The organism is Psychroflexus lacisalsi (assembly GCF_020164495.1).
Taxonomy (GTDB): Bacteria; Bacteroidota; Bacteroidia; order Flavobacteriales; family Flavobacteriaceae; genus Psychroflexus; species Psychroflexus lacisalsi.
The window spans coordinates 1242517-1268510 of sequence record NZ_JAIQYZ010000001.1 but is presented as its reverse complement, the minus strand read 5'-3'; the positions used below and the strand labels follow the sequence as shown (position 1 = coordinate 1268510).

General features: G+C 34.7%; 23 protein-coding genes. 10 read left to right on the top strand and 13 right to left on the bottom strand.

Going from position 1 to position 25994, the window contains the following annotated elements; genetic code table 11:
• Nucleotides 1-30: 30 nt before the first annotated feature.
• Genes hutH through galE form a run of 3 tightly spaced genes read right to left on the bottom strand, consistent with a single transcriptional unit; the run spans nucleotide 31 to nucleotide 4097 of the window.
• Nucleotides 31-1515 (bottom strand): histidine ammonia-lyase, encoded by a 1485-nt coding sequence (gene hutH / locus LB449_RS05885; protein ID WP_224454142.1) that lies wholly within the window; start codon nucleotides 1513-1515, stop codon nucleotides 31-33.
• Nucleotides 1516-1553: 38 nt separating this feature from the next.
• Nucleotides 1554-3062, bottom strand: a complete 1509-nt coding sequence (locus tag LB449_RS05880; protein WP_224454141.1) for an NAD(P)H-hydrate dehydratase — start codon at nucleotides 3060-3062, stop codon at nucleotides 1554-1556.
• Nucleotides 3063-3080: 18 nt separating this feature from the next.
• The gene (gene galE, locus LB449_RS05875) at nucleotides 3081-4097 is read right to left on the bottom strand and encodes a UDP-glucose 4-epimerase GalE (protein ID WP_224454140.1); all 1017 of its coding nucleotides are present in this window, start codon (nucleotides 4095-4097) and stop codon (nucleotides 3081-3083) included.
• 87 nt (nucleotides 4098-4184) lie between these two features.
• Here galE and LB449_RS05870 point away from each other — a divergent pair, with 87 nt between their 5' ends.
• A complete protein-coding gene (locus LB449_RS05870) occupies nucleotides 4185-4475 on the top strand; it encodes a DUF3817 domain-containing protein (protein WP_224454139.1) in 291 nt (96 codons plus the stop codon).
• A 1-nt stretch (nucleotide 4476) separates the two neighbouring features.
• Here LB449_RS05870 and LB449_RS05865 read toward each other — a convergent pair whose 3' ends face one another.
• The 3 genes from LB449_RS05865 to LB449_RS05855 form a co-directional block, all read right to left on the bottom strand.
• Nucleotides 4477-4875, bottom strand: coding sequence for an acyl-CoA thioesterase (locus LB449_RS05865; RefSeq protein ID WP_224454138.1), 399 nt, complete (start codon nucleotides 4873-4875; stop codon nucleotides 4477-4479).
• 2 nt (nucleotides 4876-4877) lie between these two features.
• Nucleotides 4878-5315: an NUDIX domain-containing protein gene (locus LB449_RS05860; protein WP_224454137.1), complete on the bottom strand. Its 438-nt coding sequence runs from the start codon at nucleotides 5313-5315 to the stop codon at nucleotides 4878-4880.
• 162 nt (nucleotides 5316-5477) lie between these two features.
• Nucleotides 5478-6071: a fasciclin domain-containing protein gene (locus LB449_RS05855; protein WP_224454136.1), complete on the bottom strand. Its 594-nt coding sequence runs from the start codon at nucleotides 6069-6071 to the stop codon at nucleotides 5478-5480.
• A gap of 402 nt (nucleotides 6072-6473) precedes the next feature.
• Between LB449_RS05855 and LB449_RS05850 the strand changes: the two genes are divergently transcribed.
• The 4 genes from LB449_RS05850 to LB449_RS05835 are packed head-to-tail and all read left to right on the top strand — an operon-like array spanning nucleotide 6474 to nucleotide 12639.
• Complete coding sequence (locus LB449_RS05850; protein ID WP_224454135.1) at nucleotides 6474-6950, top strand: GbsR/MarR family transcriptional regulator; 477 nt, start codon at nucleotides 6474-6476, stop codon at nucleotides 6948-6950.
• Nucleotides 6951-6958: 8 nt separating this feature from the next.
• Complete coding sequence (locus LB449_RS05845; RefSeq protein ID WP_224454134.1) at nucleotides 6959-8077, top strand: efflux RND transporter periplasmic adaptor subunit; 1119 nt, start codon at nucleotides 6959-6961, stop codon at nucleotides 8075-8077.
• A 5-nt stretch (nucleotides 8078-8082) separates the two neighbouring features.
• Nucleotides 8083-11241, top strand: a complete 3159-nt coding sequence (locus LB449_RS05840) for an efflux RND transporter permease subunit (protein ID WP_224454133.1) — start codon at nucleotides 8083-8085, stop codon at nucleotides 11239-11241.
• Nucleotides 11242-11244: 3 nt separating this feature from the next.
• Nucleotides 11245-12639, top strand: a complete 1395-nt coding sequence (locus tag LB449_RS05835) for an efflux transporter outer membrane subunit (RefSeq protein ID WP_224454132.1) — start codon at nucleotides 11245-11247, stop codon at nucleotides 12637-12639.
• 151 nt (nucleotides 12640-12790) lie between these two features.
• Here the strand turns inward: LB449_RS05835 and LB449_RS05830 are convergent, their stop codons facing one another.
• From LB449_RS05830 to LB449_RS05820, 3 genes are all read right to left on the bottom strand, one after another.
• On the bottom strand, nucleotides 12791-14050 hold the full coding sequence (locus LB449_RS05830; protein ID WP_224454131.1) for an aminotransferase class I/II-fold pyridoxal phosphate-dependent enzyme: 1260 nt from the start codon (nucleotides 14048-14050) through the stop codon (nucleotides 12791-12793).
• A gap of 38 nt (nucleotides 14051-14088) precedes the next feature.
• Nucleotides 14089-15153 (bottom strand): PLP-dependent cysteine synthase family protein, encoded by a 1065-nt coding sequence (locus LB449_RS05825; RefSeq protein ID WP_224454130.1) that lies wholly within the window; start codon nucleotides 15151-15153, stop codon nucleotides 14089-14091.
• 74 nt (nucleotides 15154-15227) lie between these two features.
• Nucleotides 15228-17363 (bottom strand): S9 family peptidase, encoded by a 2136-nt coding sequence (locus tag LB449_RS05820; protein ID WP_224454129.1) that lies wholly within the window; start codon nucleotides 17361-17363, stop codon nucleotides 15228-15230.
• Nucleotides 17364-17447: 84 nt separating this feature from the next.
• On the opposite strand from LB449_RS05820, the gene LB449_RS05815 reads away from it, so the two are divergent.
• Nucleotides 17448-17765, top strand: a complete 318-nt coding sequence (locus LB449_RS05815; RefSeq protein ID WP_224454128.1) for a YbaB/EbfC family nucleoid-associated protein — start codon at nucleotides 17448-17450, stop codon at nucleotides 17763-17765.
• 58 nt (nucleotides 17766-17823) lie between these two features.
• Here LB449_RS05815 and LB449_RS05810 read toward each other — a convergent pair whose 3' ends face one another.
• On the bottom strand, nucleotides 17824-18405 hold the full coding sequence (locus tag LB449_RS05810) for a hypothetical protein (RefSeq protein ID WP_224454127.1): 582 nt from the start codon (nucleotides 18403-18405) through the stop codon (nucleotides 17824-17826).
• A gap of 202 nt (nucleotides 18406-18607) precedes the next feature.
• Here LB449_RS05810 and LB449_RS05805 point away from each other — a divergent pair, with 202 nt between their 5' ends.
• From LB449_RS05805 to LB449_RS05790, 4 genes are read left to right on the top strand one after another with little or no spacing between them, the layout of a single operon-like run.
• Nucleotides 18608-19396 (top strand): polysaccharide biosynthesis/export family protein, encoded by a 789-nt coding sequence (locus LB449_RS05805; protein ID WP_224454126.1) that lies wholly within the window; start codon nucleotides 18608-18610, stop codon nucleotides 19394-19396.
• Nucleotides 19396-21867, top strand: coding sequence for a polysaccharide biosynthesis tyrosine autokinase (locus LB449_RS05800; RefSeq protein WP_224454125.1), 2472 nt, complete (start codon nucleotides 19396-19398; stop codon nucleotides 21865-21867). Before LB449_RS05805 ends, LB449_RS05800 begins: the two co-directional genes overlap by 1 nt.
• Before the next feature lie 11 nt (nucleotides 21868-21878).
• Nucleotides 21879-23159, top strand: coding sequence for a nucleotide sugar dehydrogenase (locus tag LB449_RS05795; protein ID WP_224454124.1), 1281 nt, complete (start codon nucleotides 21879-21881; stop codon nucleotides 23157-23159).
• Nucleotides 23159-24139 carry an SDR family oxidoreductase gene (locus LB449_RS05790; RefSeq protein ID WP_317196206.1) on the top strand — a complete coding sequence of 327 codons (981 nt, stop codon included), beginning with the start codon at nucleotides 23159-23161 and terminating at the stop codon, nucleotides 24137-24139. The genes LB449_RS05795 and LB449_RS05790 overlap by 1 nt, the downstream gene beginning before the upstream one ends.
• A 102-nt stretch (nucleotides 24140-24241) precedes the next feature.
• Here LB449_RS05790 and LB449_RS05785 read toward each other — a convergent pair whose 3' ends face one another.
• From LB449_RS05785 to LB449_RS05775, 3 genes are read right to left on the bottom strand one after another with little or no spacing between them, the layout of a single operon-like run.
• Nucleotides 24242-24814 carry a YceI family protein gene (locus LB449_RS05785; RefSeq protein WP_224454122.1) on the bottom strand — a complete coding sequence of 191 codons (573 nt, stop codon included), beginning with the start codon at nucleotides 24812-24814 and terminating at the stop codon, nucleotides 24242-24244.
• Nucleotides 24815-24842: 28 nt separating this feature from the next.
• Nucleotides 24843-25475 (bottom strand): NAD(P)H-dependent oxidoreductase, encoded by a 633-nt coding sequence (locus tag LB449_RS05780; protein ID WP_224454121.1) that lies wholly within the window; start codon nucleotides 25473-25475, stop codon nucleotides 24843-24845.
• Between the two features lie 10 nt (nucleotides 25476-25485).
• A complete protein-coding gene (locus tag LB449_RS05775) occupies nucleotides 25486-25938 on the bottom strand; it encodes a MarR family winged helix-turn-helix transcriptional regulator (protein ID WP_224454120.1) in 453 nt (150 codons plus the stop codon).
• Nucleotides 25939-25994: the final 56 nt, after the last annotated feature.

The following is a 25994-nucleotide window of genomic DNA, read 5'->3' as shown; positions in this document are numbered from 1 at the left end:
CTTACAACATTTTTACGCATTATCCTAATATTAATAGTGTTTTAAAAAAATAATTGCTTTTGTAATTTCAGATGACATAATTCGGTCTTCTTTTACAATTGGCACTTTTTTTCTAAACGCCTTCAAAATAGATTCAACAACTGTAGAGCTTGTCAGTGGTAATCTAAAATACATAGCCTGAGAAGCGTTGAAAAGCTCTATAGCAAGAATTCGCTCTAGATTATCTACAATTCTGTTGAGCTTTGTCACAGCGTTTGCGCCCATACTAACATGATCCTCTTGTCCATTGGATGAAACTATAGAGTCCACACTAGCAGGAGTACATAATTGTTTATTTTGACTTACAATACTTGCTGCTGTGTATTGAGGAATCATAAACCCACTATGAAGTCCAGGAGAGCTCACTAGAAAAGTGGGCAAACCCCGTAAACCAGAGACGAGCTGGTAAATTCTTCTTTCAGAAATATTACCAATTTCACTCACTGCTATAGACATAACATCCGCTGAAATAGCTAAAGCTTGGCCATGAAAATTTCCTCCAGATATAATCTTATCCTCCTCTACAAAAACATTAGGATTATCCGTTACACTATTGATTTCAGTTAATAAGGTTTGCTCAACGTATCGCAAAGCATCTCTAGTTGCACCGTGAACTTGAGGGACACACCTGAATGAATATGGATCTTGGACATTTTGTTTTTGATTTTTAGCAATCTGACTTCCTTTAAGCAACTCTCGTATTTTTTCTGCAGTTTCAATTTGTCCTTTGTGAGGTCTTACCTGGTGCACCAAATCGTCAAATGGTGCCATATTGCAGTCAAATGCATCTATAGAGATTGATGCTATAGTGTCTGCCCACTTCATTAATCGCTTAGTTTTTAAAACATTTCTTAGCAAATATGCACTCATAAATTGAGTGCCATTGAGCAATACTAGTCCTTCCTTAGATTGAAGCACTAATGGCTCCCAGCCAAATTTTTGTTTCAAAACTGAAGCATTTTTTAAATTACCGTTTATGCTGACTTCCCCTTTCCCTATTAATGGTAAAGCCAAATGTGCTAAAGGAGCTAAATCGCCAGAAGCCCCTAAAGATCCAAGCTCAAAAATGACTGGCATTACATCTTCGTTATAAAATTCTATCAGTCTTTCTACAAGCCCCAATGAGACTCCAGAATTACCATAGCTTAGGGATTGAATTTTCAGCAACAACATCAATTTCACGATCGAATCATCAACTCTATCTCCTACTCCACAAGCATGGTACATCACCAAGTTTTCTTGTAAAAAAGTAAGTTTGTCTTCATTTATTTTGATATTACATAAAGACCCAAAACCAGTATTTACTCCATATATAGGTTGTTCACTCTCTTTTTGCTTTTTGTCCAGATATGCTCTAGCCTTACTGATTTTAGAAACAGCTTCTTCGCTTAGGGCTAGCTTATAATTTCCGTCTATCAAAGTTTGAATTTGAGAAAAGCCGAGAACTGTAGAGTCAATATAATGGATCTGTAACATCTAATTATCTTTTTTCAAAGATAATATTTAAGAATTGTTTAATCCTTTAGTTTAGAGAAAGTATAACCAAAATAGTTGAAAAGGTCTGAGGCGATTAAGCTTTCTTCAGATGAATTTTTTGACGCAAAATCACCAGCAAAACCATGAATAAAGGCTCCTAAAATTGCAGCATTTAGGCTAGAATAACCCTGAGCCAACAATCCAGTGATCAGACCAGTCAGAACATCACCACTACCTGCGGTTGCCATTCCAGAGTTACCGGTAGAATTCACAAAAACTTCATTTCTATAGACACATAAAGTATAAGCATCTTTTGCCAAAACTATAATATCATGTTTTTTTGAAAATTCTTTAACTTTTTCTAATTTTTCAAAATCATCCTTCCAGCTCCCAACCAATCTTTGCAATTCTCCCGAGTGTGGGGTTAGAATAGATTTCTTCGGAATTTGATGCAACAAATCTTTATGCTCTGCAATTAGGTTTAACGCATCTGCATCAATAACCAAAGGTTGCGTAGAATTTCCTAACCACGTCTCTAAAGCTTTCTGAGCATCTTTTGACTTTCCAATTCCTATACCAATACCAACAGCATCAGGTTGAAAATCCAGATCTTCATAACTTATAAAATCCTCTGATTTATTGTTTATCAACATGGCTTCAGGTAAATACTGTAGTAAAGCATCATGTCCTCTGCTTGGCATCATTACACTTGTTTTGCCAACCCCAGACCGCATACAAGAGGAAGCGGAAAGCAATACACTGCCGAGCATAAGTTGACTACCTCCCACTATTACAGCATGGCCGTAAGTTCCTTTGTGGGAGAACTTTGATCTTTGCTTTAAAAGATTTTTAGCATAATTCAAATCAACGAAAACAATTTCAGTAGATATTTGTTCTAATCGATCCTGACTCAAACCGATATCTATGATTTTAACATCCCCTACAAAACTTGAGTAATCAGGAAGATAAAATGAAAATTTAGGAGTCTGAAACGTAAGTACAATATCCGATTTGAAGACTTGTTCATTTTCACTAGGAGATTGATCCATATACATTCCACTTGGCATGTCTATGGCGAAAGTTTTAGGAGAAATTTCGTTTACAGATTTTATTAAGTTTTGAACAAAATCTGGCATTGGTCGATTGAGACCAACCCCAAAAATGGAATCAATAATAATATCATGTGAGTCAAAGTCAGGAAGATTTGAGGTATCATCGATTTCTTCAATATTACACTTTGACTGTTCCTTTAGCCTTTCAAGATTTTTTTTATTATCTTCTGAACGTGAGGGTGTAAAATTGACGAGATAAACGTCGACATCATAAGCATCCTCCGCTAGAAAATAAGCAATCGCCAAGCCGTCACCTCCGTTGTTTCCTGGGCCAGCCAAAATTTTGATTTTTTTAGCACCTGAACTTAAATGAATCTTGATTTCTTCATAAGCCTTTCCAGCCGCTCGTTCCATCAATTCCCATGAGCTTATATGTTGTTCTTTACAACTATACTGGTCTAAGTCTGATAATTGAGACGCATTCAAGACTTTCATAACGTTGAGGTTTGTTTATTATTTAGGCTGCTTTTTCTCCCATTCCCAGGCATCATTCAAGGCTTGTTCTAAATTCCTTTTGGCTTTCCAGCCCAAAACATCATTAGCTTTACTTGTTTCTGCATAAGCTGCTGTAACATCTCCAGGTCGCCTATCTACAATTTTGTAATTTAAATTTTCTCCTGAGGCACTTTCAAAGGCAGTTATCACTTCCAAAACAGATGATCCTACGCCAGTACCCACATTAAACACCTCATAACTATCTTTAGCCTGTGAGGATAATAACCGCTCAAGGGCGAAGACATGAGCTTCTGCTAAGTCCATGACATGAATATAATCACGTATGCAAGTCCCATCTGCTGTTGGATAATCTCTTCCGAAAACAGATAATTGTTCACGTTTTCCAATAGCTGTTTGAGTGATGAAAGGAACTAAATTTTGTGGGGTACCCAAAGGCAATTCTCCAATTTCTGCTGTTGGGTGTGCGCCTATAGGATTAAAATATCTAAGTGAGATTGCCTTAAGTTTATCATTTGCTTTGCAGGTATCTCTAATGATTTCTTCACCAATCTGCTTTGTATTTCCATAAGGAGACATCGCTTTCTTCACTGGAGCATCCTCAGAAATAGGAAGTCTTTCAGCTTCTCCATAAACCGTACACGAGGAACTAAATATGATATTCTGCTCAGGTGAATTTACAAGATTTTGAAGTAAATAGGTAAGCGCTGCAATATTGTTTTCATAATAAAGCAATGGATTTTCAACACTCTCTCCTACTGCCTTTGATGCTGCAAAGTGAATTACACCTGCAATATCCTGATGCTTCACAAAAAAATCTTTTAAACTGAGTTTATCTCTTAAATCTAATTTTTCAAACTCTGGAGTTTTGGATGAAATGTTTGTAATTCCCTCTAGAACTTTTAAGGAAGAGTTCGAAAGATTATCTATAACAACTACTTCGAATCCTTTATGCTGTAAGGCAACTACAGTATGTGATCCTATAAAGCCAAGGCCACCTGTTACTAGTATTTTCATTCACTAAGATTGTTAAAATTTACCTGCAAAATACAAAAATTACCAGGCTTAAGTATTGTAAAGCTTACTTTTGATGTAAAAAATATAATGTCACAAAACGACACTTCCGTTAAGATCTTTAGATGGGTGAGTATCTTAGAAGCCATCTCTTTTTTGTTGCTTCTTTTAATAGCTATGCCTCTAAAATACATTTGGGATTTACCAGAATACGTAAGAATTGTAGGCATGGCCCATGGTATTCTTTTTATACTATATCTTATTGGCGGTTATTGGATGTTTGAGAAGCTTAACTGGTCGGTAAAGGTCCTGTTTATCGTGTTTCTGAGTTCAATTTTACCTTTTGGTCCATTTGTAGTTGAGCGTAGATACTTGCCTTAACTTAATACTCGTCATCATTCAATCTATCTTTGACGAATTCAACTTTAGTTTTTCCATGAGGCTTTGAATTACCATCTTGATCTAAACTTACCATTATTATCTTATCAACGATAATGATGGTTTTCCTTGTCATTTTATTTCTGACTTCGCATTTTAAAGTAAGCGAAGCATTACCGAATTTTACGACTTCAATTCCTATTTCTACAATGTCACCTTGTTGAGCAGAGCTTTTGAAATCAATTTCACTCATATATTTGGTAACTGTCTTTTGATTTTCCAATTGAATGATTGAGTACAATGCTGCTTCCTCGTCTATCCAAGCCAGGAGTTTACCGCCAAACAAAGTTCCGTTGGGATTTAAATCTTCAGGTTTTATCCATTTTCTTGTGTGAAATCTCATAATTATAGAATCTTAGTTTGATAGATTTTTTGAGCATCATTTATTACTTCTAAATGATCAAAAGCTAATTCAGGTAAATTTTGAAGATTAAACCACTGAGCTTCAACAGCATCATCATCAGCTTTTACTTTAGTATTATTATCAATAACTGCTAGGAATGCAAAAGCAATCGTTCTGCTTCTAGGGTCTCGATCTTGTTTATCATAATAACCCAAAAATTTTAATTGATCCGAGTTCAACTCTAAATGGGTTTCTTCTTTCAATTCTCTTTGACATGCTTTAACAACAAGCTCATCCGCATCAACAAAACCACCTGGCAGTGCCCAGTGATTTTTAAAGGGTTTATTTTTTCTTTTAATTAATAACAAATTCAACTCTTGGTTCTCTCTTGAAAATATTACAGCATCTGCAGTAATATTAATAGGTTGTGATATTGACATTAGTGAAATTTAAAGTATAAATATCTTTACTTTTTCTTGCTTGATTATTAAAGTAAAAATGATTAATTAATCATCCAAAATATTTGTATAAATTTCTCTTGTTAAAACAAAAAAAACCCTTCAAAAATGAAGGGTTTTAATTATAAAACTAAGTTTTATTACTTATGATTTTGGCATCACTACAGTATCAATAGCATGTATTACTCCGTTAGAAGCGTCAACATCTGTAATTACAATAGTAGAAGTATTACCATTAGCATCAGTTAAAATGACATTTTCACCATCTAGACTTGCTGTTAATTCTTCACCTTGTACTGTAGGAATTGTAAAGCTACCTTCATTATCATTGATAGCAGCTACTACATCTGCTGCCAAAAACTTACCAGAAACAACATGATAGGTTAAAATTCCAGTCAATGCATCTTTGCTGTCTGCTTCTAAAAGAGATGCTACTGTACCTTCTGGTAATTTTGCAAATGCATCGTTAGTAGGAGCGAATACAGTAAATGGACCTTCACTGCTAAGAGTTTCTACTAGACCTGCAGCTTTTACAGCAGTTACTAGCGTACTGAAATCATCATTTCCAGAGGCAACTCCGACAATAGTTTTTTGCTCCTCCATTGCTTCATCTGCAGAAGTATCAGCTTCCATTGTAGTTTCTTCTTGTTCAGTTTCTTTTTCTTTACTTTCATTGTTTTTACATGAAGTAAAAGCAATCATAGCGATTACGCTTAGACTTAAAAATAATTTTTTCATAGTAATTCTATTTGTTTGTTTGTTCAAAAATATTCTAAAAACACTGAACAATATTAATATACGTTATAATTTTTTGTTAATTAAATTCAATATAATCAATACTTTTGAAGCTATCTATGTTATTTCTTTCAAGTTAAAAATCTAATAAATTTCAAGAGTTTAAAAATAGACAATCAAACTGGCTAACCACTTCATTTATTTGAATTTACTCACTAAGTACAATTGTTTCTATTGTGTAAGGCAACTTTTAGTGAACATTTAAAAAAATAATTTGTATTTGAATTTAAAAATCTAATGAGGGAATTCATTGAAGTACCATAATTGCATTTTTGGATGCTATTGTTAACATTAATTTATGCGATTTTAGTTCGGTTGAAGCCGAACTAAAATTACATTTGCCCGATGAAATACCCAGATGATGATTTGTTATCCTATAATGTAAAACTCATTAAAGAATTGAGCGAGCATTTTGAAGAAGAGCATGAATTGCCACCTTTAGCATCGAGGATATACTCAAATTTAATTTTATCTGAAGTAGAGTCCCTTACGTTTGAGGAAATAATAAACATTACTTCTGCAAGTAAAAGTTCAGTCTCAAATCAACTCAACTTTTTAATTGAAGAGGGGCGCGTCGATTTCTATTTTAAAAACGATAAGAGAAAGCGTTATTTCAAAACAAACCAAGATTATCTAAAAAAAACACTTGAATTACATTTAGAAAAAATTCAAAGAGAAATAACAATGCTTCGCAAGATCATATGTTATAAGAAAGATCAGGATTTCAATAAGACCCGTGTTGGAATTTTTAAAAATCACCTTGAAAGTGAAGAAAAAAACATAAAAGCAACAATTGAACAGTTACAAACAAACGAGCAATAATTTAGAGCATGAAAATTAAATCATTTACACTTATAACCATATCAGCGATTTTGTTAATCGCTTGCCAAGAGAAGGGAACTCAACAAGCACCTCCTCCTCCACAACTTCCTATTATAGAAGTAGAAACTGAAGACGTTACTACTTATTCTGAATATCCAACACAACTAGAGGGTATCATAAGTAGTGATATAAGAGCAAAAGTATCTGGATATATTACTGATGTATTAGTGGAAGAAGGTGCTCCTGTGAAGAAAGATGAAATTTTATTCAAACTGGAAACAAGAAGCTTAAGCGGAGACGCATCAGCAGCAAAAGCAAGAGTAAACGCAGCGCAAATTGAAGTTGAAAAGCTTGAACCTCTAGTGGATAAAAATATTGTGAGTCAGAATCAATTGGAAACAGCTCAAGCTCAACTTGAAACGGCTAAAAGCGATTTGAGAAGTATCACTGCCAATGTGGAGTATGCTAACATCAAAAGTCCTGTAGATGGATTTGTGGGAACTATAAATTACAGAGATGGTGCGTTAATCAATCCTTCTGATATGCTTCCACTCACAAGAGTAGTTAAAACAAATAAAGTTTTTGCCTATTTCTCTTTAAATGAAAAGGATTATTTGAATATGGTTGACGATTTTAATCAAAATTCAGAAAAACAATCCGATTTAATTTCATCATTTCCTGAGCTTATTTTGATTTTACCTAACGGTCAGGAATACCCTACTAAAGGCAAAATCACAAGTATATCCAGTCAAGTAAATAGACAAACTGGAACTATCAGATTCCGTGCAACGTTTGATAATATTGATGCTACACTTAAAGACGGACTTACTGGGAAAATTCAAATACCCAGAAAAATTAATGATGCTACTGTTGTGCCAAGAATTTCTTCATTTTCTAGACAAGGAAAGGAATTTGTGTTCAAATTCAACGCGTTAGATTCTACTGTTACAGAAAAGGCAATAGATGCTGAAAGAGCAGATCCGTATTTAGTCATTAAGTCAGGAATAAGTAAAGGTGACATTATAATAGGAAGTGGTGTCAATAAAATTAAGAATAATGATAAAATTATTCCGACAACCTCTACGATGGATTCAATCGTAAACTCATTTGATAAAGTCTTTAAATAGAAATTATGCTAAAAACATTTATAAAAAGACCAGTTTTATCTACAGTTGTTTCTATCATTATAGTGATGCTAGGTTTATTAGGTATTCAAGAATTACCTGTAACCCAGTATCCAGATATTGCTCCTCCGACGGTTCAGGTGACAACGAGTTTTCCTGGTGCCAATGCAGAAACAATTCTAGAAAGTGTCATAATACCAATTGAAGAACAAATTAATGGCGTGGAAGGAATGACTTATATTACTTCCTCTGCTAGTAATGATGGGAGCGCTAGTATTACAGTTTTTTTTGAACAACAATATGATGCAGATATAGCAGCTGTAAACGTTCAAAACAGGGTGGCTAGAGCAAATGCTGTCTTACCAGATGAAGTTGTAAGAAGTGGAGTTATTACAGAGAAACAGCAAAACTCCGCACTTCTTTATGCTGCCATTTATTCTACCAATGAGGATTATTCTGACACTTACGTTCAAAATTATTTGAATATCAATATTCGACCTGAATTACAACGAATCAACGGCGTTGCAAACGTTAGTGTCTTTGGTGGTAAAGATTATTCCATGAGGGTATGGCTGGACCCCGATAAAATGGCAAATTATAATATTAATGCTTCAGAAGTCATTGCAGCCATAAGAGAACAAAGTCAGGAAGCTGCAGCAGGTTCTGTTGGTCAAAATGCAGGTAAAGCTTTTGAATATGTCATCACATATAAAGGCCGTTATAAAACGTCTGAAGAATATGGCAACATTGTTCTTAAGACTTTTGACAACAACCAATTCTTAAGACTTAAGGATGTTGCAGAGGTAGAACTGGATGCATTTTCCTACAATGCTTTATCAAGAAGTAGCGGCTATCCTGGAGTTAACTTTGGTATTTTTCAAACCCCGGGATCCAATGCTCAGGAAATTATTGAAAACATCTATGACAAGATGGATGACCTAGAGAAAAACTTTCCGGAAGGTGTGGAATATCTTGTGAACTACGATACCAATGAATTTTTAACAGCTTCTATCGACAAAGTACAGGAAACCTTAATCGAGGCTTTTCTATTGGTTTTTCTCGTTGTATTTTTGTTCTTACAAGATCTTAAATCTACCTTAATTCCAGCGATTGCGGTTCCTGTTTCTATCATTGGAACTTTCTTTTTTCTGAATTTATTTGGATACTCCATCAACCTTCTTACTCTTTTTGCACTTCTTCTTGCTATAGGTATTGTAGTCGATGATGCAATTGTTGTCGTTGAGGCCGTCTATGCCAAACTTGAAGATGGAGCAAAAGATGCCAAAGAAGCGTCTATTACAGCCATGAGCGAAATAAGCGGTGCAATTATATCCATCACCTTAGTCATGGCAGCTGTGTTTATTCCGATCACATTTATTCAAGGGCCCGCGGGTGTGTTTTACGAACAGTTTGGGGTTACGCTGATTGTTGCCATTGTGATTTCAGCCATCAATGCGTTAACTTTAAGTCCAGCTTTATGTGCCTTATTTTTGAAACCGCCCAAAGAACAAAAAGACAAACCCAGTTTATTGCAACGGTTCTATAATGCTTTCAACGCAGGGTTTAATGCCATTCTAAACAAATATATACATTCATTAAAGTTCCTGGTAAGGCAAAAATGGATCACACTTTTAATTTTGATTGTTGCAGGTGTAGCTATTTATTTTGCGAATGAACTCACGCCAAAAGGTTTTGTCCCAACTGAAGACAGAGGTGTTGTATTCATGAATCTGGAATTGCCAGTAGGCTCATCTTTAGATCGCACCTTTGATGCTACTGAGGAAGTATACGATAGGATTCAAAAAATTGAAGGTATTAGAACAGCTTCATTAATCTCTGGTAGAAATTTTTTCTCTGGAAATGGAAGTTCTTACGCACAAGGATTCATCATCCTTGAAAATTGGGAAGATCGAAAAACCGATGAAACTCAAATTGAAGCTATCGTCGGAAAATTAAATCAGGTCACCTCGACAATAGCAGACGCTCAAATTCAATTTTTCACCCCTCCAAGTGTCCCAGGATATGGAGCTGCCGATGGTTTTGAAATGCAATTAATAGATAAGTCTGCAGGTACATTCTCAGATCTGGATGATACTGCAAATCAATTTGTGGGTGGTTTATTTGGCGAAAGCTCTGTGGCATTTGCCAACAGTTCCTTCAGCGCAAAATTCCCACAGTATGATTTAAAATTGAATATCCCAAAGATCAAGGCTAGTGGTTTATCCGTTAATGAAGTGTTTACTACAATTCAATCTTACATCGGTGGCTTTTTCGTAACCAATTTTTCTAATTTTGGAAAACAATATAGGGTATTTGTCCAAGCCTTACCTGAGGACCGTGAAGATGATCAAAGTCTAAATAGTATTTTCTTGAAATTACCCACAGGAGAAAAAGCACCGATATCAGAATTTGTAGAATTAAAAAGAACCTATGGTCCGCAAGTCGTCAACAGATTCAATCTATATAATGCAGTAACCATAAATGGTAGTTCTGCTCCAGGTTTCAGTTCTGGTGATGCGATTTCATCAATCAGAAAAGTGGCTGACCAGCAATTGGGCAACGATTATGATATTGCTTTTTCTGGTATTACAAGAGAAGAAATTGCAGCTAGTGGACAATCTATCATCATATTTGCTTTAAGTATTCTTTTTGTTTACTTCTTTCTTGCAGCTCAGTATGAAAGCTACATGCTACCCTTTGCTGTTATATTGTCATTACCAATTGGAGTTGCTGGAGCATTCTGGAGTACAAATCTGGCAGGTCTGGAAAATAACATTTATTTTCAAATAGCGTTGATCATGCTAGTAGGTTTACTCGCCAAAAATGCAATTTTGATTGTCGAATTTGCGATCCAACGGCGTAAAGATGGCATGAGCATATATGATGCTGCTTTAGACGGAGCAAAGGTAAGATTAAGACCCATCTTGATGACTTCTTTTGCTTTCATTTTAGGATTGCTTCCCCTTGTGCTTGCAACAGGTGTTGGTGCTCAGGGAAATAATTCAATCGGTACTGGTGCAGCTGGAGGACTCCTGGTTGGGACTGTTATTGGAGTATTTGTCATTCCAGTGCTTTTTGTTGTTTTCCAATGGTTACAAGAAAAAGTAAGCCCATCCAGCAGAGCTCAAATCAAAAAATCTCAATCTCAAATACAAGAATCTGAATAGATTATGAAATATATCGTTAAAACCTTTTTCGTAATTATAAGTTTATTGACTCTACACTCTTGTTTTGTAGCCAAAGACTATGAACGCCCAGAGGAAGAAATCAACCCAATTAATTACAGAACAGATCAACTTCCTAAAGATTCTATACCCGTTTCAAAAGTAAGTTGGAAACAGATGTTTACAGACTCCATTCTTCAGAACCATATTAATGAAGCTCTCGAAAATAATCAGGATATAAGAATTGCACTGCAACAAATTAACATTGCAAACTCATATTACAAGCAAGGAAAGGCTGGATATTATCCAACTGTAAACATAAATGGAAGCTACACCTATCAAGAATTGGCTCCAAACTCTCAATTTGGAAGTTTCTTTTCTTCCATCGATCAATATGAATTGAACACAAATCTTTCTTGGGAAGCCGATATCTGGGGTAAAATCAGAAGTAATAAGAGAGCTGCTCAAGCTAGATATATGCAAACTGAAGCCGCACATAAAGCTGTTAAAACAGATTTGATTTCAAGAATTGCCTCAGGATACTATCAAATCTTAGCTCTAGATGAGCAAGTTACGATTACTGAGCAGACCTTGGAAAGTCGAAAAAAGAGTCTTGAAACCAGTGTAGCTTTAAAAGATGCAGGCAATCTTACATCGGTAGCAGTGAATCAAACTGAAGCTCAGGTATACGCTGCGGAAGCCCTTCTCCTTGATTTGAAAAACAATATTAAGCTTTTGGAAAACACGCTTTCGATCCTGAAAGGTCAATCACCACAAGACTTTGAGCGTAGTAAGTTTTCATCACAACAAATTAATCAAGAACTTACTACAGGAGTAGCATCAGATCTTCTTGAAAATAGACCTGATGTCATTGCTGCAGAATATCAATTGATCAATGCTTTTGAGTTAACAAACGTTGCCAAAAGTAGATTTTATCCATCTATTACAATTTCAGCAACGGGTGGTTTGCAAAGTTTGGAGCCTTCAGATTTTATTTCAGCAAATTCTTTATTTCTGACCTTAATTGGTGGTCTTACTCAACCTATATTCAACCGAAGACAAATCCGAACTGAATATGAAGTTGCCTTAAGTGAGAAAGAACAAGCTTTACTCAATTTTGAGAGAACTTTATTAATTGCGAGTAGGGAGGTTTCTGATGCTATGCTTAATTATCAAAATGCTGGTCAAAGGATTGATATTAAAACCAAAGAATATGGTGCTTACCAGAACGCCTTAGAGGATTCCAAAGAATTATTAAACAATGGATTGGCCAACTATCTTGAAGTCTTAAATGCTCAGGAAAATGCTTTAAATACAGAGCTTGAAGTCAGCAGAACACGTTTAGATAAATTTAATGCCATAGTTGAATTGTACAGAAGCTTGGGTGGTGGATGGCAGTAAACAATCAAAATATCTTTCGTTAGATTAAGGATATTTTTCAAACCCCTAATTTAATCGAAAGACAAATAGGATAATTAACTAAAAATCTGAGAGGTTTAAACACAAAAAAGCCGAGCAAATGCTCGGCTTTTTAATAATATATTGAAAAACTTTATTCTCCCATTTTTTCCATCAAGGCTTGAGAAAGTTTTTTGTAAGTTCCATTTTCTAAACGCTCTCTAATAGCAGAAAAGGCCTTTAAGGTTAAATCTATATCTTCCATGGTATGTGTTGCCGTAGGGATCATTCTTAGTAGAATTAATCCTTTTGGAATTACTGGATAAACAACAATAGAGCAGAAAATTCCGTGATTTTCTCTCAAGTCTTTCACCAACGCCATAGCTTCAGGAATGCTTCCCTTTAGATAAACTGGAGTCACACAACTTGTCGTTGTTCCGATATCAAATCCATTATCTTTAAGTCCATTTTGAAGGGCATTAACATTCTCCCAAAGTTTATCTTTGAAATCTGTCGATCTTCTTAATAACTCCAATCGCTTTAAAGCACCTTCAACCAATGACATTTGCAATGATTTTGCAAACATCTGAGATCTTAAATTATATTTCAAATAATCGATAATTTCTTTGTCAGCTGCAATAAACGCACCTGTGCTTGCCATAGACTTGGCAAAAGTAGCAAAGTAAACATCAATTTGATCTTGTACACCTTGCTCCTCACCTGCTCCAGCACCTGTTTTACCAAGTGTTCCAAACCCATGAGCATCGTCCACTAATAATCTAAAATTATATTTCTTCTTAAGTTCTACAATTTCTTTCAGTTTTCCTTGCTCACCTCGCATTCCAAAAACACCTTCAGAAATAAAAAGAACGCCACCACCGGTTTGTTCAGCAATTTTTTCTGCTCTCGCTAGGTTCAGTTCTATACTATCAAGATCGTTGTGTTTGTAGGTAAATCGCTTTCCCAAATGTAAACGCACACCATCTATAATACAGGCATGTGCATCTACATCATAAACAATCACATCATTCTTGCCAACTAAAGCATCTATCGTAGATAAAATCCCCTGATAACCGAAATTAAGAACGTAAGCTGACTCTTTACTTACAAATTCTGCCAATTCGTTTTGTAATTGTTCGTGCAATTCTGTGTGGCCACTCATCATTCTAGCTCCCATTGGATAGGCACTACCCCACTTTTTAACAGCTTCTTCGTCTGCCTTTCTTACTTCTGGATTGTTGGCAAGACCCAGGTAATCATTAATACTCCATGTGATGACCTCACGTCCTTGAAATTTCATTCTATTGCTAATTTGTCCCTCTAATTTTGGAAATACAAAATAACCTTCAGCTTGGTCAGCCCATTTACCTAAAGGACCTTTATCCCTATAAATCTTTGCGAATAAATCTTTCATTTTAATGTTTTTTTGTTAACAAAATTACCCATATTCATTTAGTTAATATTTGTAATGTGGGCGTTTTTTAAATTGCTTTTGTTTTGTTCATCATCTAAACCTGGATAATTAGTAAATCCTTGTTCCTTCATCCAATCATCGGAAAAAACTTTACTCATATATCTGGATCCGTGATCAGGAAAAATGGCTACTACTTTGCTGTTGGAATCAAATTCTCCCTCACAGTTTAATTGTTTAATACCCTGCATGACGGCTCCACTTGTATAACCAACGAACATACCTTCTGCTTTAGCAATATTACGAGCCATATAAGCACTATCTTCATCACTTACTTTCGTGAATTTATCTATACTGTTAAAGTCAGTAGCTGTAGGAATCAAATTTTTTCCTAGACCTTCTATTTTATAAGGATAAATTTCGCTCTTATCCAGTTTTCCTGTCTCATGGTATTTCTGAAGAACAGAACCAAAAGCGTCAATGCCTAGTATTCTGATGTTGGGATTCTTTTCTTTAAGAAACCTTGCAGTACCAGAAATTGTTCCTCCTGTACCACTACAAGCAACTAGATGCGTGATTTCACCTTCTGTTTGAGCCCAAATTTCTGGTCCTGTAGTCAAATAATGTGCATCTATATTCAAATCATTGAAATATTGATTGACATAAAATGAGCCTGGGGTTTCTCTATGTATTCGCTTTGCTACTTCATAGTAGGATCTTGGATCTTCCGGAGCCACATTGGAAGGACATACTGTAACGTCTGCCCCCATGGTTTTCAAAAGTGAAATTTTATCCTTAGAAGATTTTGAGCTTACAGCAAGAATACATTTATAACCTTTAATTGCAGCTACCATGGCAAGACTGAAACCAGTATTCCCAGAGGTGGTTTCTATGATCGTATCTCCTGGTTTTAAATCACCATTTTCCTCGGCTTTCTCGATTATGTATTGAGCAATTCTGTCTTTAGAAGCTAATCCAGGATTTTGAGCCTCATACTTGGCTAAAAATTCTCCCTGAAAATGTTGAGTTATATTTTTTAATCTTATTAAAGGTGTGCAGCCTATCAATGATAATAAGCTATCGTGAACATTTAAATTTTTATGCATAAAGCCTGCGTCTTTCACGTAAATGATTTATCTAAAATAAATAACAGTTTGCTAATTTACGTATTTTTTTACGATTACCCCTTTATTTGCTCTAGATCAAAGATAAACACATAGTCTTTTGCTAATTCTTTTAAAGCCTCGAAACGTCCTGAAGCACCACCATGACCTGCATCCATATTGGTCTCGAAAAATAACTTGTTGTCATCCGTTTTCAACTCTCTCAATTTAGCTACCCATTTTGCAGGTTCCCAGTACTGGACTTGGGAATCATACAAACCTGTTGTGACTAATAAATTAGGATAAGCTTTCGCTTCAATATTATCGTATGGAGAATAAGTCTTGATGTAATCGTAATATTCTTTTTCATTTGGATTTCCCCATTCATCATACTCTCCGGTAGTTAATGGAATGGTTTCATCTAGCATGGTCGTTACTACATCTACAAAAGGGACTGCAGCAATCACACCATTATAAAGCTCTGGAGCCATGTTGATAACAGCACCTACTAAAAGCCCGCCAGCTGAACCTCCCATTGCATAAAGATGATCTGGTGAAGTATATTTTTGGTCGATCAAATGTTTAGAAACGTCAACGAAATCTGTGAATGTATTTTTCTTTTGAAGTAATTTCCCTTTTTCATACCAATCTCTACCTAAATATTCTCCTCCTCTAACGTGAGCTATGGCGTAAATAAATCCTCTATCCAGTAATGATAATCTTGTTGATGAAAAGTAAGGGTCCATTGTTGCTCCATAACTTCCATAACCATATTGTAAGAGAGGATTTTTACCGTTCCTCTTAATACCCTTTTTGTAAACTAAAGACACTGGAATTTCAGTTCCATCACTCGCTGTTGCCCATATTCTTTCTGACAAGTAATTATTCTTGTCAAAATCAGGATCTTGTACTTCTTGTTCTTTTAAGATTTCTTCGGTTTTTTCAACCATATCAAATTCTATAACTGAGGAAGGTGTCGTTAAAGAATTGTATGAATATCTTAATTTATCGGTATCAAAATCTACATTAGTAACTGTTCTGGCAGTATAAGTTTCACTCGTAAATGGTAAATAATAATCTTCACTTTTATTCCATTTCTGAACGCGTATTCTCGTTAAACCATTGTAACGTTCGCTGGTAACAAGAAAATCTTTAAAAATATCGATTCCTTCAAGTAAAACCTCTTTTCTATGTGGAATTACTTCTTCCCAATTTTCTTCTGAAGTAGAATCGACAGTGGTTTTCATTAATTTGAAATTTAGCGCATCATCTTTATTGGTTAGAATATAAAAATGATCTTCATAATGTGCTAGATCATATTCTAAACCTCTTCTACGTTCAGAAAAAACTCTAAATTCATCATTCGGTGTATTGGCATCCAATATTTGATATTCATCAGACATTGTACTCGAAGAACCAATTATTAAGTATTTTTTGGATTTAGTTTTATAAACATAAGCATTGAAGGTCTCGTCTGCTTCTTCAAACACCAATTCATCATTCTCAACATCGTCTCCAAGTTTATGCTTGAAAATTTGATTGGATCTTAGAGTCTGCTCATCTTTTCTGGTGTAAAACAGGGTTTTATTATCATTGGCCCAAGTGGAACCACCTGTTGTGGTTTCAATTTTTTCGGAAAGGATTTCACCTGTCTCTAGATTCTTAATTTGAATGGTATATTTTCTTCGACTCACCGTGTCAATTCCAAAAGAAGCATAAGTATTATCTGAACTCACACTCACCCCACCAAGACTGAAATAAGCATGACCCTCTGCCATCGCATTGCAATCAAACATAATCTCCTCTTCTGCATCCATACTTCCCTTTCTACGGGTATATATAGGGTAATCTTTTCCCTTTTCATATCTCACTTGATACCAATATCCATTCAACTTATAAGGAACTGAAGAATCGTCTTCTTTGATTCTTGACTTCATTTCCTCAAACAATTCATTTTGAAAAGCTTTGGTGTGAGTTGTGGACTCTTCGTAATATTTATTTTCAGCATTTAGATAATCTATTACCTCTGGGTTTTCTTTATCGTTCATCCAGTAGTAATTGTCTACCCGACTATCGCCATGAATTGAAAGTGTTTTTGGTTTTTTTTCTGCAGTAGGTGGTTTTAAATCTGTATTTATCATCTTCGAGTTTTCATTTTTGCAAGAAGTCGCAAATATAATGCTTAGGGCAAGAACAGGAATTAATAGTTTCATAAGACTGGTTTTAATTTATACCGAAATACTTTTATTTCGGACACACAATATAGTAATTTTGTAGATCAATTAAATACAAAAGATATGTTTGGAGATATGATGGGTATGATGAATAAAATCAAAGAAACCCAGGCTAAAGTAGAGGAAACCAAAAAAAGACTGGATAGTGTCACAATGCTTGAAAAAAGTAATGATGAACTTTTAAAAGTTAAAATCACAGCTAATCGCGAGATCAAATCTATTGAAATTGACGACGAATTACTGCAAGACAAGGAGCAACTCGAAGACTATTTAATACTCACTTTAAATAAAGCCATAAAAAAAGCTGGAGAAGTCAACGAAGCAGAAATTTCTGCAGTTGCAAAGGACGGTTTACCGGATATACCAGGTCTAACCAGCTAGAAATCGCTATATCTAAGTCGAAAATTGTTATTTAAGGTACAAGATTTAAATGAAGTCATTAATTAACTTTAATGACTTTTTTTGACTTTCTGTTTGTCGCAACCCAACCAAATGTAAAATTAAGCAATGGCCCAAAACCGCTGGAAACCCCTATTCCATCATAATAGCCTAAGCCAATTTCAAAAGTGGTATTGAATCCTTTTTTATTGGTTCGTTGCCATCCATAAACACCTCCATAAAATGCCAAAGAAAATTCTCCGATGTCATTTAGGTTATCAGCCAGCTGTAAAGGCTCCCAAAACAAAGTTCTTGCTGGACCAAAATAATTTGCAGAATTTCCTACAACCTCCATCCCAAAGTTGTAACGCTTTTTAAAATTATGATAATATCTCACTCTAGTGTGCCAGGCCAAGCCAAATGAATAGCCTTCTTCGTAGGTGGCTAGTCCTGGAGCTAGACTTGACGAAATACTTACATTTTTAAACAGCCCTAGCTCGTAGCGTATACCTAGAAGGTTTAAGGTGAACTGATGCCTTTCTAAGTTGGGTGTTCCATCCCAGCTTTCGACATATTGCTGTGCTTTAGTTGGCAAACAAAGAAGAAAAAACAGACCAAGAAGCAAGAATATCTTTAAATTCATTTTTATAATTATAAAAACAAATATCAACTATTTCTGAAATTCAACATAGAATTACAAATCATTATTTGAAGCTTAAATTTGATAGGGTTGAATATATTTTGCACTAAAATCATATATCCGCACGTTTAGTTTTATAAAATATAAGTTAATGGTTTATGTTTCTAAATCAAAAACTATATTTGCCATAACAATATACTACTGGATGAGATTTACATCATTATTTTTAATTTTACTAACCATTACGACCTTAACGTCTTGCATTAGCACCAAAAGACTGACTTATTTATCTGAAGATAAAGGAACTGAAGCTGATAGTTTAATTTCATTTCAGCAAATGCAACGTCCATATAGAGTTCAAATTAACGATCTCTTAAGTATAAGAGTCAAAGCATTAGATCAGGAATTAACTAGTATGTTTAATCCTATAGGTGATGCTGAAAATTCAACGGCGACTACAGAAGAAAGGGCTTATTTTGATGGATTTCTTGTAAATAGGCATGGTGAAATAAGAATTCCAACATTGGGAAAAATAAAAGTAATTGGTCTTACTTTAGAAGAAATCAGGCTTAAACTTGAAGGCATGCTTCTTAATGATTATTTCAAAACTGAAGCTAATATTTTTATAACAGTCAAATTAGCTGGGCTTCGTTACACAACACTTGGGGAAATAGGAACAGGAAGTCAAGTTATTTATAAAGAGCAAGTTTCCATAATGGAAGCTATTGCAAATGCTGGAGATATTACACTTTATGGAGACAGGAGAAATGTGAAAATCTTGAGACAATACCCGGAAGGTCAGCGAATTCACAGAGTAGATCTTACTAAAATATCGGCTGTAAATTCACCTTACTACTATATTCAACCTAATGATTTAATCATCGTTGACCCATTGCCACAAAAATCATTGGGTATTGGTGAAACAGGTTTTGGAACATTGGCCACTGTATTTTCTCTACTCACTGGACTTACAATTTTATTGATAAGATTATAATGGATGAAGAATTCGAAATAAATGAATCTACTGGTTACTTTGACTTTAAAGGCTTTATAGTCAAAATTTTCAGCTATTGGTATTTATTTGTGATAAGCATTCTTATAGGAATGAGTATTGCTTATTTCATCAATGTCCGCAAACAACCCATTTATCAAATTGAAAGTTTAGTTACAATTAAAGACGATCAAAATCCGTTTTTTACATCAAATACAAGTTTAACTTTTAACTGGGGTGGCGTTTCAGATAAAGTCAACACTACTGTTACCACTTTAAAAACCAGGACTCACAACGAAAAAGTAGTAAACAGACTTCGGTTCTACATCCAGTATCTTGAAGACGGAAAGTACCAAAAGGAAGATGCTTATGGGAAAGTCCCTTTCGTAGTCATGGAAGATAGCTTGAAAGCTCAGCTTATAGGAAGACAAATGACTATTCAGTTTTTGGATGATACCACTTTTGAACTAAGTTTGAAGTTTGAAGATGAAGAATCTGGAAACCTTAGCTTTTATGATTACACCTCAAAAGAGCAAGAAAGTGTTTTCTCCAAAAAGGAGGATTACAAAGCTATTTTTTCAACTTCAGAGTATATCGATTCACCTTATTTCAAGGGACGAATTTTAAGAAATACTTTACCTGTTAATGAAGGTAAGCTCTATTATTTCCAATTTAATAATTACTATTCGACAGTAAAAAAATATCAGGGTATTAATGTCAACCCAGAAAACAAGGGAAGTTCTATCTTGAATTTATCCTTAAATGGAAATAACAAAGAAAAACTTGTGGATTATCTAAACACTACAGTGCAGGTACTGAGTGAGGACATGCTAAACAGAAAAAATTTATTTGCCACAAAAACCATCAGATTTATAGACAGCAGCCTAACTGAAAAATCTAAAGAACTCAAGTCTGTTGAAGAAGAATTAAATCAATTTAAGATAAGTAATGACATCATAGATTTGACTGCAGAAAGCAGTGAAATAAGACAGAGACTTACCAATCTTGATCTAGAACAAAATGAAATCCAAAGGCAATTGGATTATTATAATAGGCTTGAAGACTATTTGAGAAGTAGACAAAGCTACCAGGAAGTTCCTGCTCCATCTGTCGCGGGAATAGATGAACCTAGTATAAGTTCGGCCGTTGGAAAAATTGTAGCACTTTCTGAACAGAGAAGCAAGTATGCTTATTCACTGAAAACTGATGCTCCTATTTTTGATGATATAGACCGACAGATCAATGCAACAAAAACTGTATTGCTTGAAAATATTGAATCTTCCAAAGAAATTTTGCAAGAACAATTGGCCACGGTCAGAAAAAACGTTGCAGACCTGGAGCTTCAGATTCGAAAATTGCCTAAAGAGCAACAAGATTTGCTTAAAATTGAAAGGCGATACACAATTAGTGAACAGACCTACAGTTTATTTTTAAGCAAGCGAAATGAAGCTGGCCTTATAAAAGCTGCTAATGTTAGTGATCTCCAAATCATTGATAAAGCCATGGATACTGGCGTTGGAAAGATTGGACCAAACACGCAACTAAATTATGTAATGGCCTTATTGATTGGAAGTTTTGTGCCCTTAGTTTTTGTGTTTTTATTAGTTTTTCTTGACAACAAAATAAACAACCCCAAAGATATCAATAAGCTATCCCCTATTCCTATTCTTGGTGTTGTTGGAAAAAGCAAAACAAGTAGTAACCTTGCCGTATTTTCAAAACCAAGATCGGCTATAGCAGAAAGTTTTAGGGGATTGAGAACGAGTATGCAGTTTATATTTAAGCAAAAACACATTCAGGGAAATAAAACAATTCTTATTACATCTTCAGTAAGTGGAGAGGGAAAAACATTTACAGCCATCAATATGGCTTCTGTATTTTCCATGAGTGGTAAAAAAACGCTGCTTATAGGACTCGATTTAAGGAAACCAAAGATTTTTGAAGATTTTGATATCACTAATGACATGGGAGTTGTAAATTATTTAATTGATCAAAATTCAATTGAAGAAATTACGCAAAAAACAAACTATGATAATTTAGATATAATTGTTTCCGGCCCAGTACCACCTAATCCATCAGAGTTATTGATGGCGGATAAAATGGATATTTTGTTCTCCACTCTTAAAGAAAAATACGATTGCATCATTATGGACACACCTCCTATCGGTTTGGTCTCTGATGCTTTGAATTTAGGTAAATATGCTGACGCTTCTCTTTATTTATTGAGGCAGAATTATACTAAAAAGGCAATGCTAAGCGTCATCAATGAAAAGTATGAAAAAGGAGAAGTCAAGAACATTAGCTTTGTCCTTAATTATTTTCAGCATAAAGCTAAATACGGTTATGGTTATAACTACGGTTACGGTTATGGCTACGGTTACGGGCGTTATGGAAATGGATATCTACAAGTTGAAAACAAACATTCCATAAGTAAAAGAATCAAAAAAAAGATTAAAAAAATATTTAATATTTAAATTAAACCAACATGAATCATCCTAAAATAGCAATAATTGGCCTGGGTTATGTAGGCCTTCCGCTTGCCGTTGCATTTTCAAAAAAATACCCTGTTGTAGGCTTTGATATCAATCAGTCTAGAGTCGACGAGTTGAATAGTGGTAAGGATCACACGCTTGAAGTGTCTGATGAAGATTTAAAAGACGCTTTAACCGATAACACTTCACCAGCAATGAAGCTCTCGACAGATGCTGAAGCTATGAAGGAGGCTACAATTTTTATAGTAACCGTTCCTACTCCTACAGATAAAAATAGACAACCAGTTCTTACTCCATTGATAAAAGCAAGTGAGACAATAGGCAAATTATTAAAGGATAACGATATAGTCATTTACGAATCTACAGTTTATCCAGGTGTCACTGAAGAAGTTTGCGTGCCTGTATTGGAACAATATTCAGGTAAGACTTTCAATAAAGATTTCTTTGCAGGATATTCTCCAGAACGAATTAATCCTGGAGATAAACTACACACAGTTACTACAATACTAAAAGTCACTTCGGGATCTACACCTGAAATAGCAAAAAAAGTTGACGACTTATACGCCTCAGTTATTACAGCAGGTACACATATGGCCAGCAGCATAAAAGTTGCTGAAGCAGCTAAAGTTATAGAAAATTCTCAGAGGGATATCAATATTGCATTTGTCAACGAACTTTCCAAAATATTTAGATTACTAGATATTGATACAAATGATGTGCTTGAAGCTGCTGCAACCAAGTGGAATTTCATTAAATACACTCCTGGACTTGTAGGAGGGCATTGCATAGGGGTGGATCCTTATTATTTAGCTCAAAAAGCCTTAGAGGTTGGTTACAATCCTGAAATTATTTTGTCTGGAAGACGAATGAACGATGGCATGGGTAAGTATGTGGCCAACGAAGTTATTAAGCTAATGCTCAATAAAGAAGCTAAAGTTAAAAATGGTAAAGCGCTTGTGCTCGGTATTACTTTCAAAGAAAACTGTCCGGACACTAGAAATACTAAAGCAATCGATGTGATTGAAGAACTGAAATCATACAACATGCATGTCGATGTCTGTGATCCCTGGGCAAATAAAGAAGAGGTAAAAACTTTGTTCGACATTGACATACTAAGGTGTAATGAATTGAATTCTACTTACGATAGTGTTATTCTTGCTGTTTCTCATAGTGATTTTCTAGAGCTCAATTTATCCGCTCTCAAAAATGAAAAAGCAGTTGTATTTGATGTTAAATCTTTTCTGCCAACAGATAAAATAGATGGAAGGTTATGATGTATTCTAAAGCTTATCACGATAAAGATATAAGCAATATTAACTTTTTGATCACTGGTGGTGCAGGATTTATAGGATCTAATATTGTTGAGTATTTATTGAAGTTTGGAGCGAAGCATGTTCGAGTATTAGATAATCTTTCAAATGGATATAAAGAAAATATAACTGAATTCGAATCCAAGTCCAATTTTGAATTTATTAATGGTGATATTCGAAAATTAGGGGATTGTGAAAAAGCAGTTGAAGGAATGGATATTGTACTTCACCAGGCTGCTTTAGGTTCTGTTCCCAGGTCTATTGACGATCCAATAAAAAGTAACGAAGTAAACGTTTCTGGGTTTCTTAACATGCTTGTCGCTAGTAAAAATTCTGAAACTGTAAGTCGTTTTGTATATGCCGCCTCAAGTTCTACTTATGGAGATAGTCCTAATTTGCCAAAGGTTGAGCATACTATTGGTAAACCCTTATCCCCTTACGCAGTTACAAAATATGTCAATGAGCTTTATGCTGATGTATTTGCCAAAACCTATGGCATGGAAATTATTGGTTTGCGTTATTTCAATGTCTTTGGACCAAAACAAAGTCCACAGGGAGCTTATGCAGCCGTCATTCCTTTATTTATGAAGGCGTTAAAAGATAAAGAACCACCAACTATCAACGGCGATGGAGAACAAACCAGAGACTTTACATTTGTAGAAAATGCTGTTCAAGCCAACATAAAAGCTGCGTTTGCAAATAAGGAAGCTGTTAATCAAGTTTATAATGTCGCGTTTGGAGAACGCATTAGTTTGAATGAGCTTTGGGCAACTTTACAAAATGCTGCTGATACTGAACTTGATGCCAGTTATGGTCCTCCTAGGCAAGGCGATGTAAAAGATTCTTTAGCGGATATTGACAAAGCCAGAAAATTGTTAGGCTATAAACCCGAATTTGATGTTCAAAAGGGATTAAAAGTAACCTGGAATTACTTTAAAGAATAAAAAACACATAAACTAGAACCTTATAAAGATTTAGTTCGAAGTATTTTAAAATAAAAAAACCTGCCATTCGGCAGGTTTTTTCAATCAATCAAAAACAAATTTTTAGAATTTCAAGTTGATTGCTAGATCAAATTCATCATAAATAGTTTTGTCTCCCAAATTATCGAAAAATGATCCAGAACCGTATCTTACATTGTATTTAGTTCTGTCTATTGTAATGTTTGTTGTAGCTGTATTGCCATTCATTTTTAAGTCGAATGCAATTGGATTTGTTTCACCCTTAATAGTTAAATCTCCTGAAATACCGTATACATCTCCTTTTTTAGCAACTGTTGTAATAACAAATTTTGCAGATTGGTGATTTTCTACTCCAAAAAAGTCGTCAGATCTTAAGTGTCCCATTAATTTATCACGGCTATCACCTTCTAAATCTGTTACATCAATTGTGGTCATGTCTGCAATAAATTCACCACCGACTAATTCATTATTTTCCATCAAGAAAAATCCTTCTTTCAAATTGATAGTTCCTTCGTGAGAACCAGTCAGTTTTTCACCTACCCATTGGATAGTGCTTGCTTCAACATTAATTTTTTTCTTTTCAACAGCACTAGTAAATGCTACTAAGGTAAAGATTACTGTTAGCGCTAAAGCGCTTTTTAATACATTCATTTTCATAGTTTTAAAATTTAAAATAGTGTTTATATTAGATTCTTGTAAATAATTCTTCTTTGGATTTTCTTACTTTCTTTTCATTTTGTAATCCATCGTTCTCACTTCTATAACCTATAGTAGTAAGTGCAATAGATTTTAAATTTTTAGACTCAAGATGAAGTAGTTCATCAAATTCGTCTGGGTTGAAACCCTCCATTGGACATGTGTCTATCTTTAATTCTGCAGCAGCTGATAATAAATTACCAATAGCAATATATGCTTGACGTGATGCCCAGACTTCTTTCATCTCTTGTGAAAATGTCAACACTGAATTTTGAATCATCTCTTTGAGACCATCAAATTCTTTAATTGGCTTGTTTCTGGTTTTACTGTTATTCTCGATAAATTTGTCAAGGTATGCCTGATCTATATCAATTCTGTAGGCGAATACCAATAAATATGACGAATCTGTAATCTGTGGCTGACCAAAAGCTGAAGATTTGAGTTTATCTTTTACTTCTGGATCTTTAATTACTATGACTTCATAAGGTTGCAATCCATATGATGAGGCTGATAATCTTATAGAATCTAGTAAAATTTCAAGATTCTCATCAGATACTTCTTTTTCTGGGTTAAACTTTTTAGTAGCGTAACGCCAGTTTAAATTTTCAATATAATTATTCATAGTTTGTATTTTATGTTCTTAATTTATTTAGTAGAGAATTAAGCTGTTTTAATTCATCCTGAGATAAATTTTCTGTCAACATGGATTCAGATTCATCTACTACTTCATTTATGACTTCCAAAGCTTTTTCACCTTCTACAGTAATCATTATATCAACTTTCCTCCTGTTGGATTCACATTGTTCACGCTGTACAAAATCTTTCTTAATCAATTTATCCACAAGTCGAGTTGTATTACTCATTTTGCTTATCATCCTTTCCTGAATAGTTTGAAGAGAACAAGGATTGCCCTTCATACCCTTCAGGATTCTCAGTACATTAAATTGCTGAGTAGTGATATCGAATGGTTTCAAACTAGATGTAATTTCATCTGTGATCCAATTCCCGGTGTAAAGTAAATTGAGCAAAGCTCTTTTACACTCTGGAAGTTGTTTAGAAATTTTAAGTTCTTTTTCGATTATCATGTACTTACAATTGTTGTCGATACAAATGTATAGTCTTAATCCTCTGCAAAAATTAA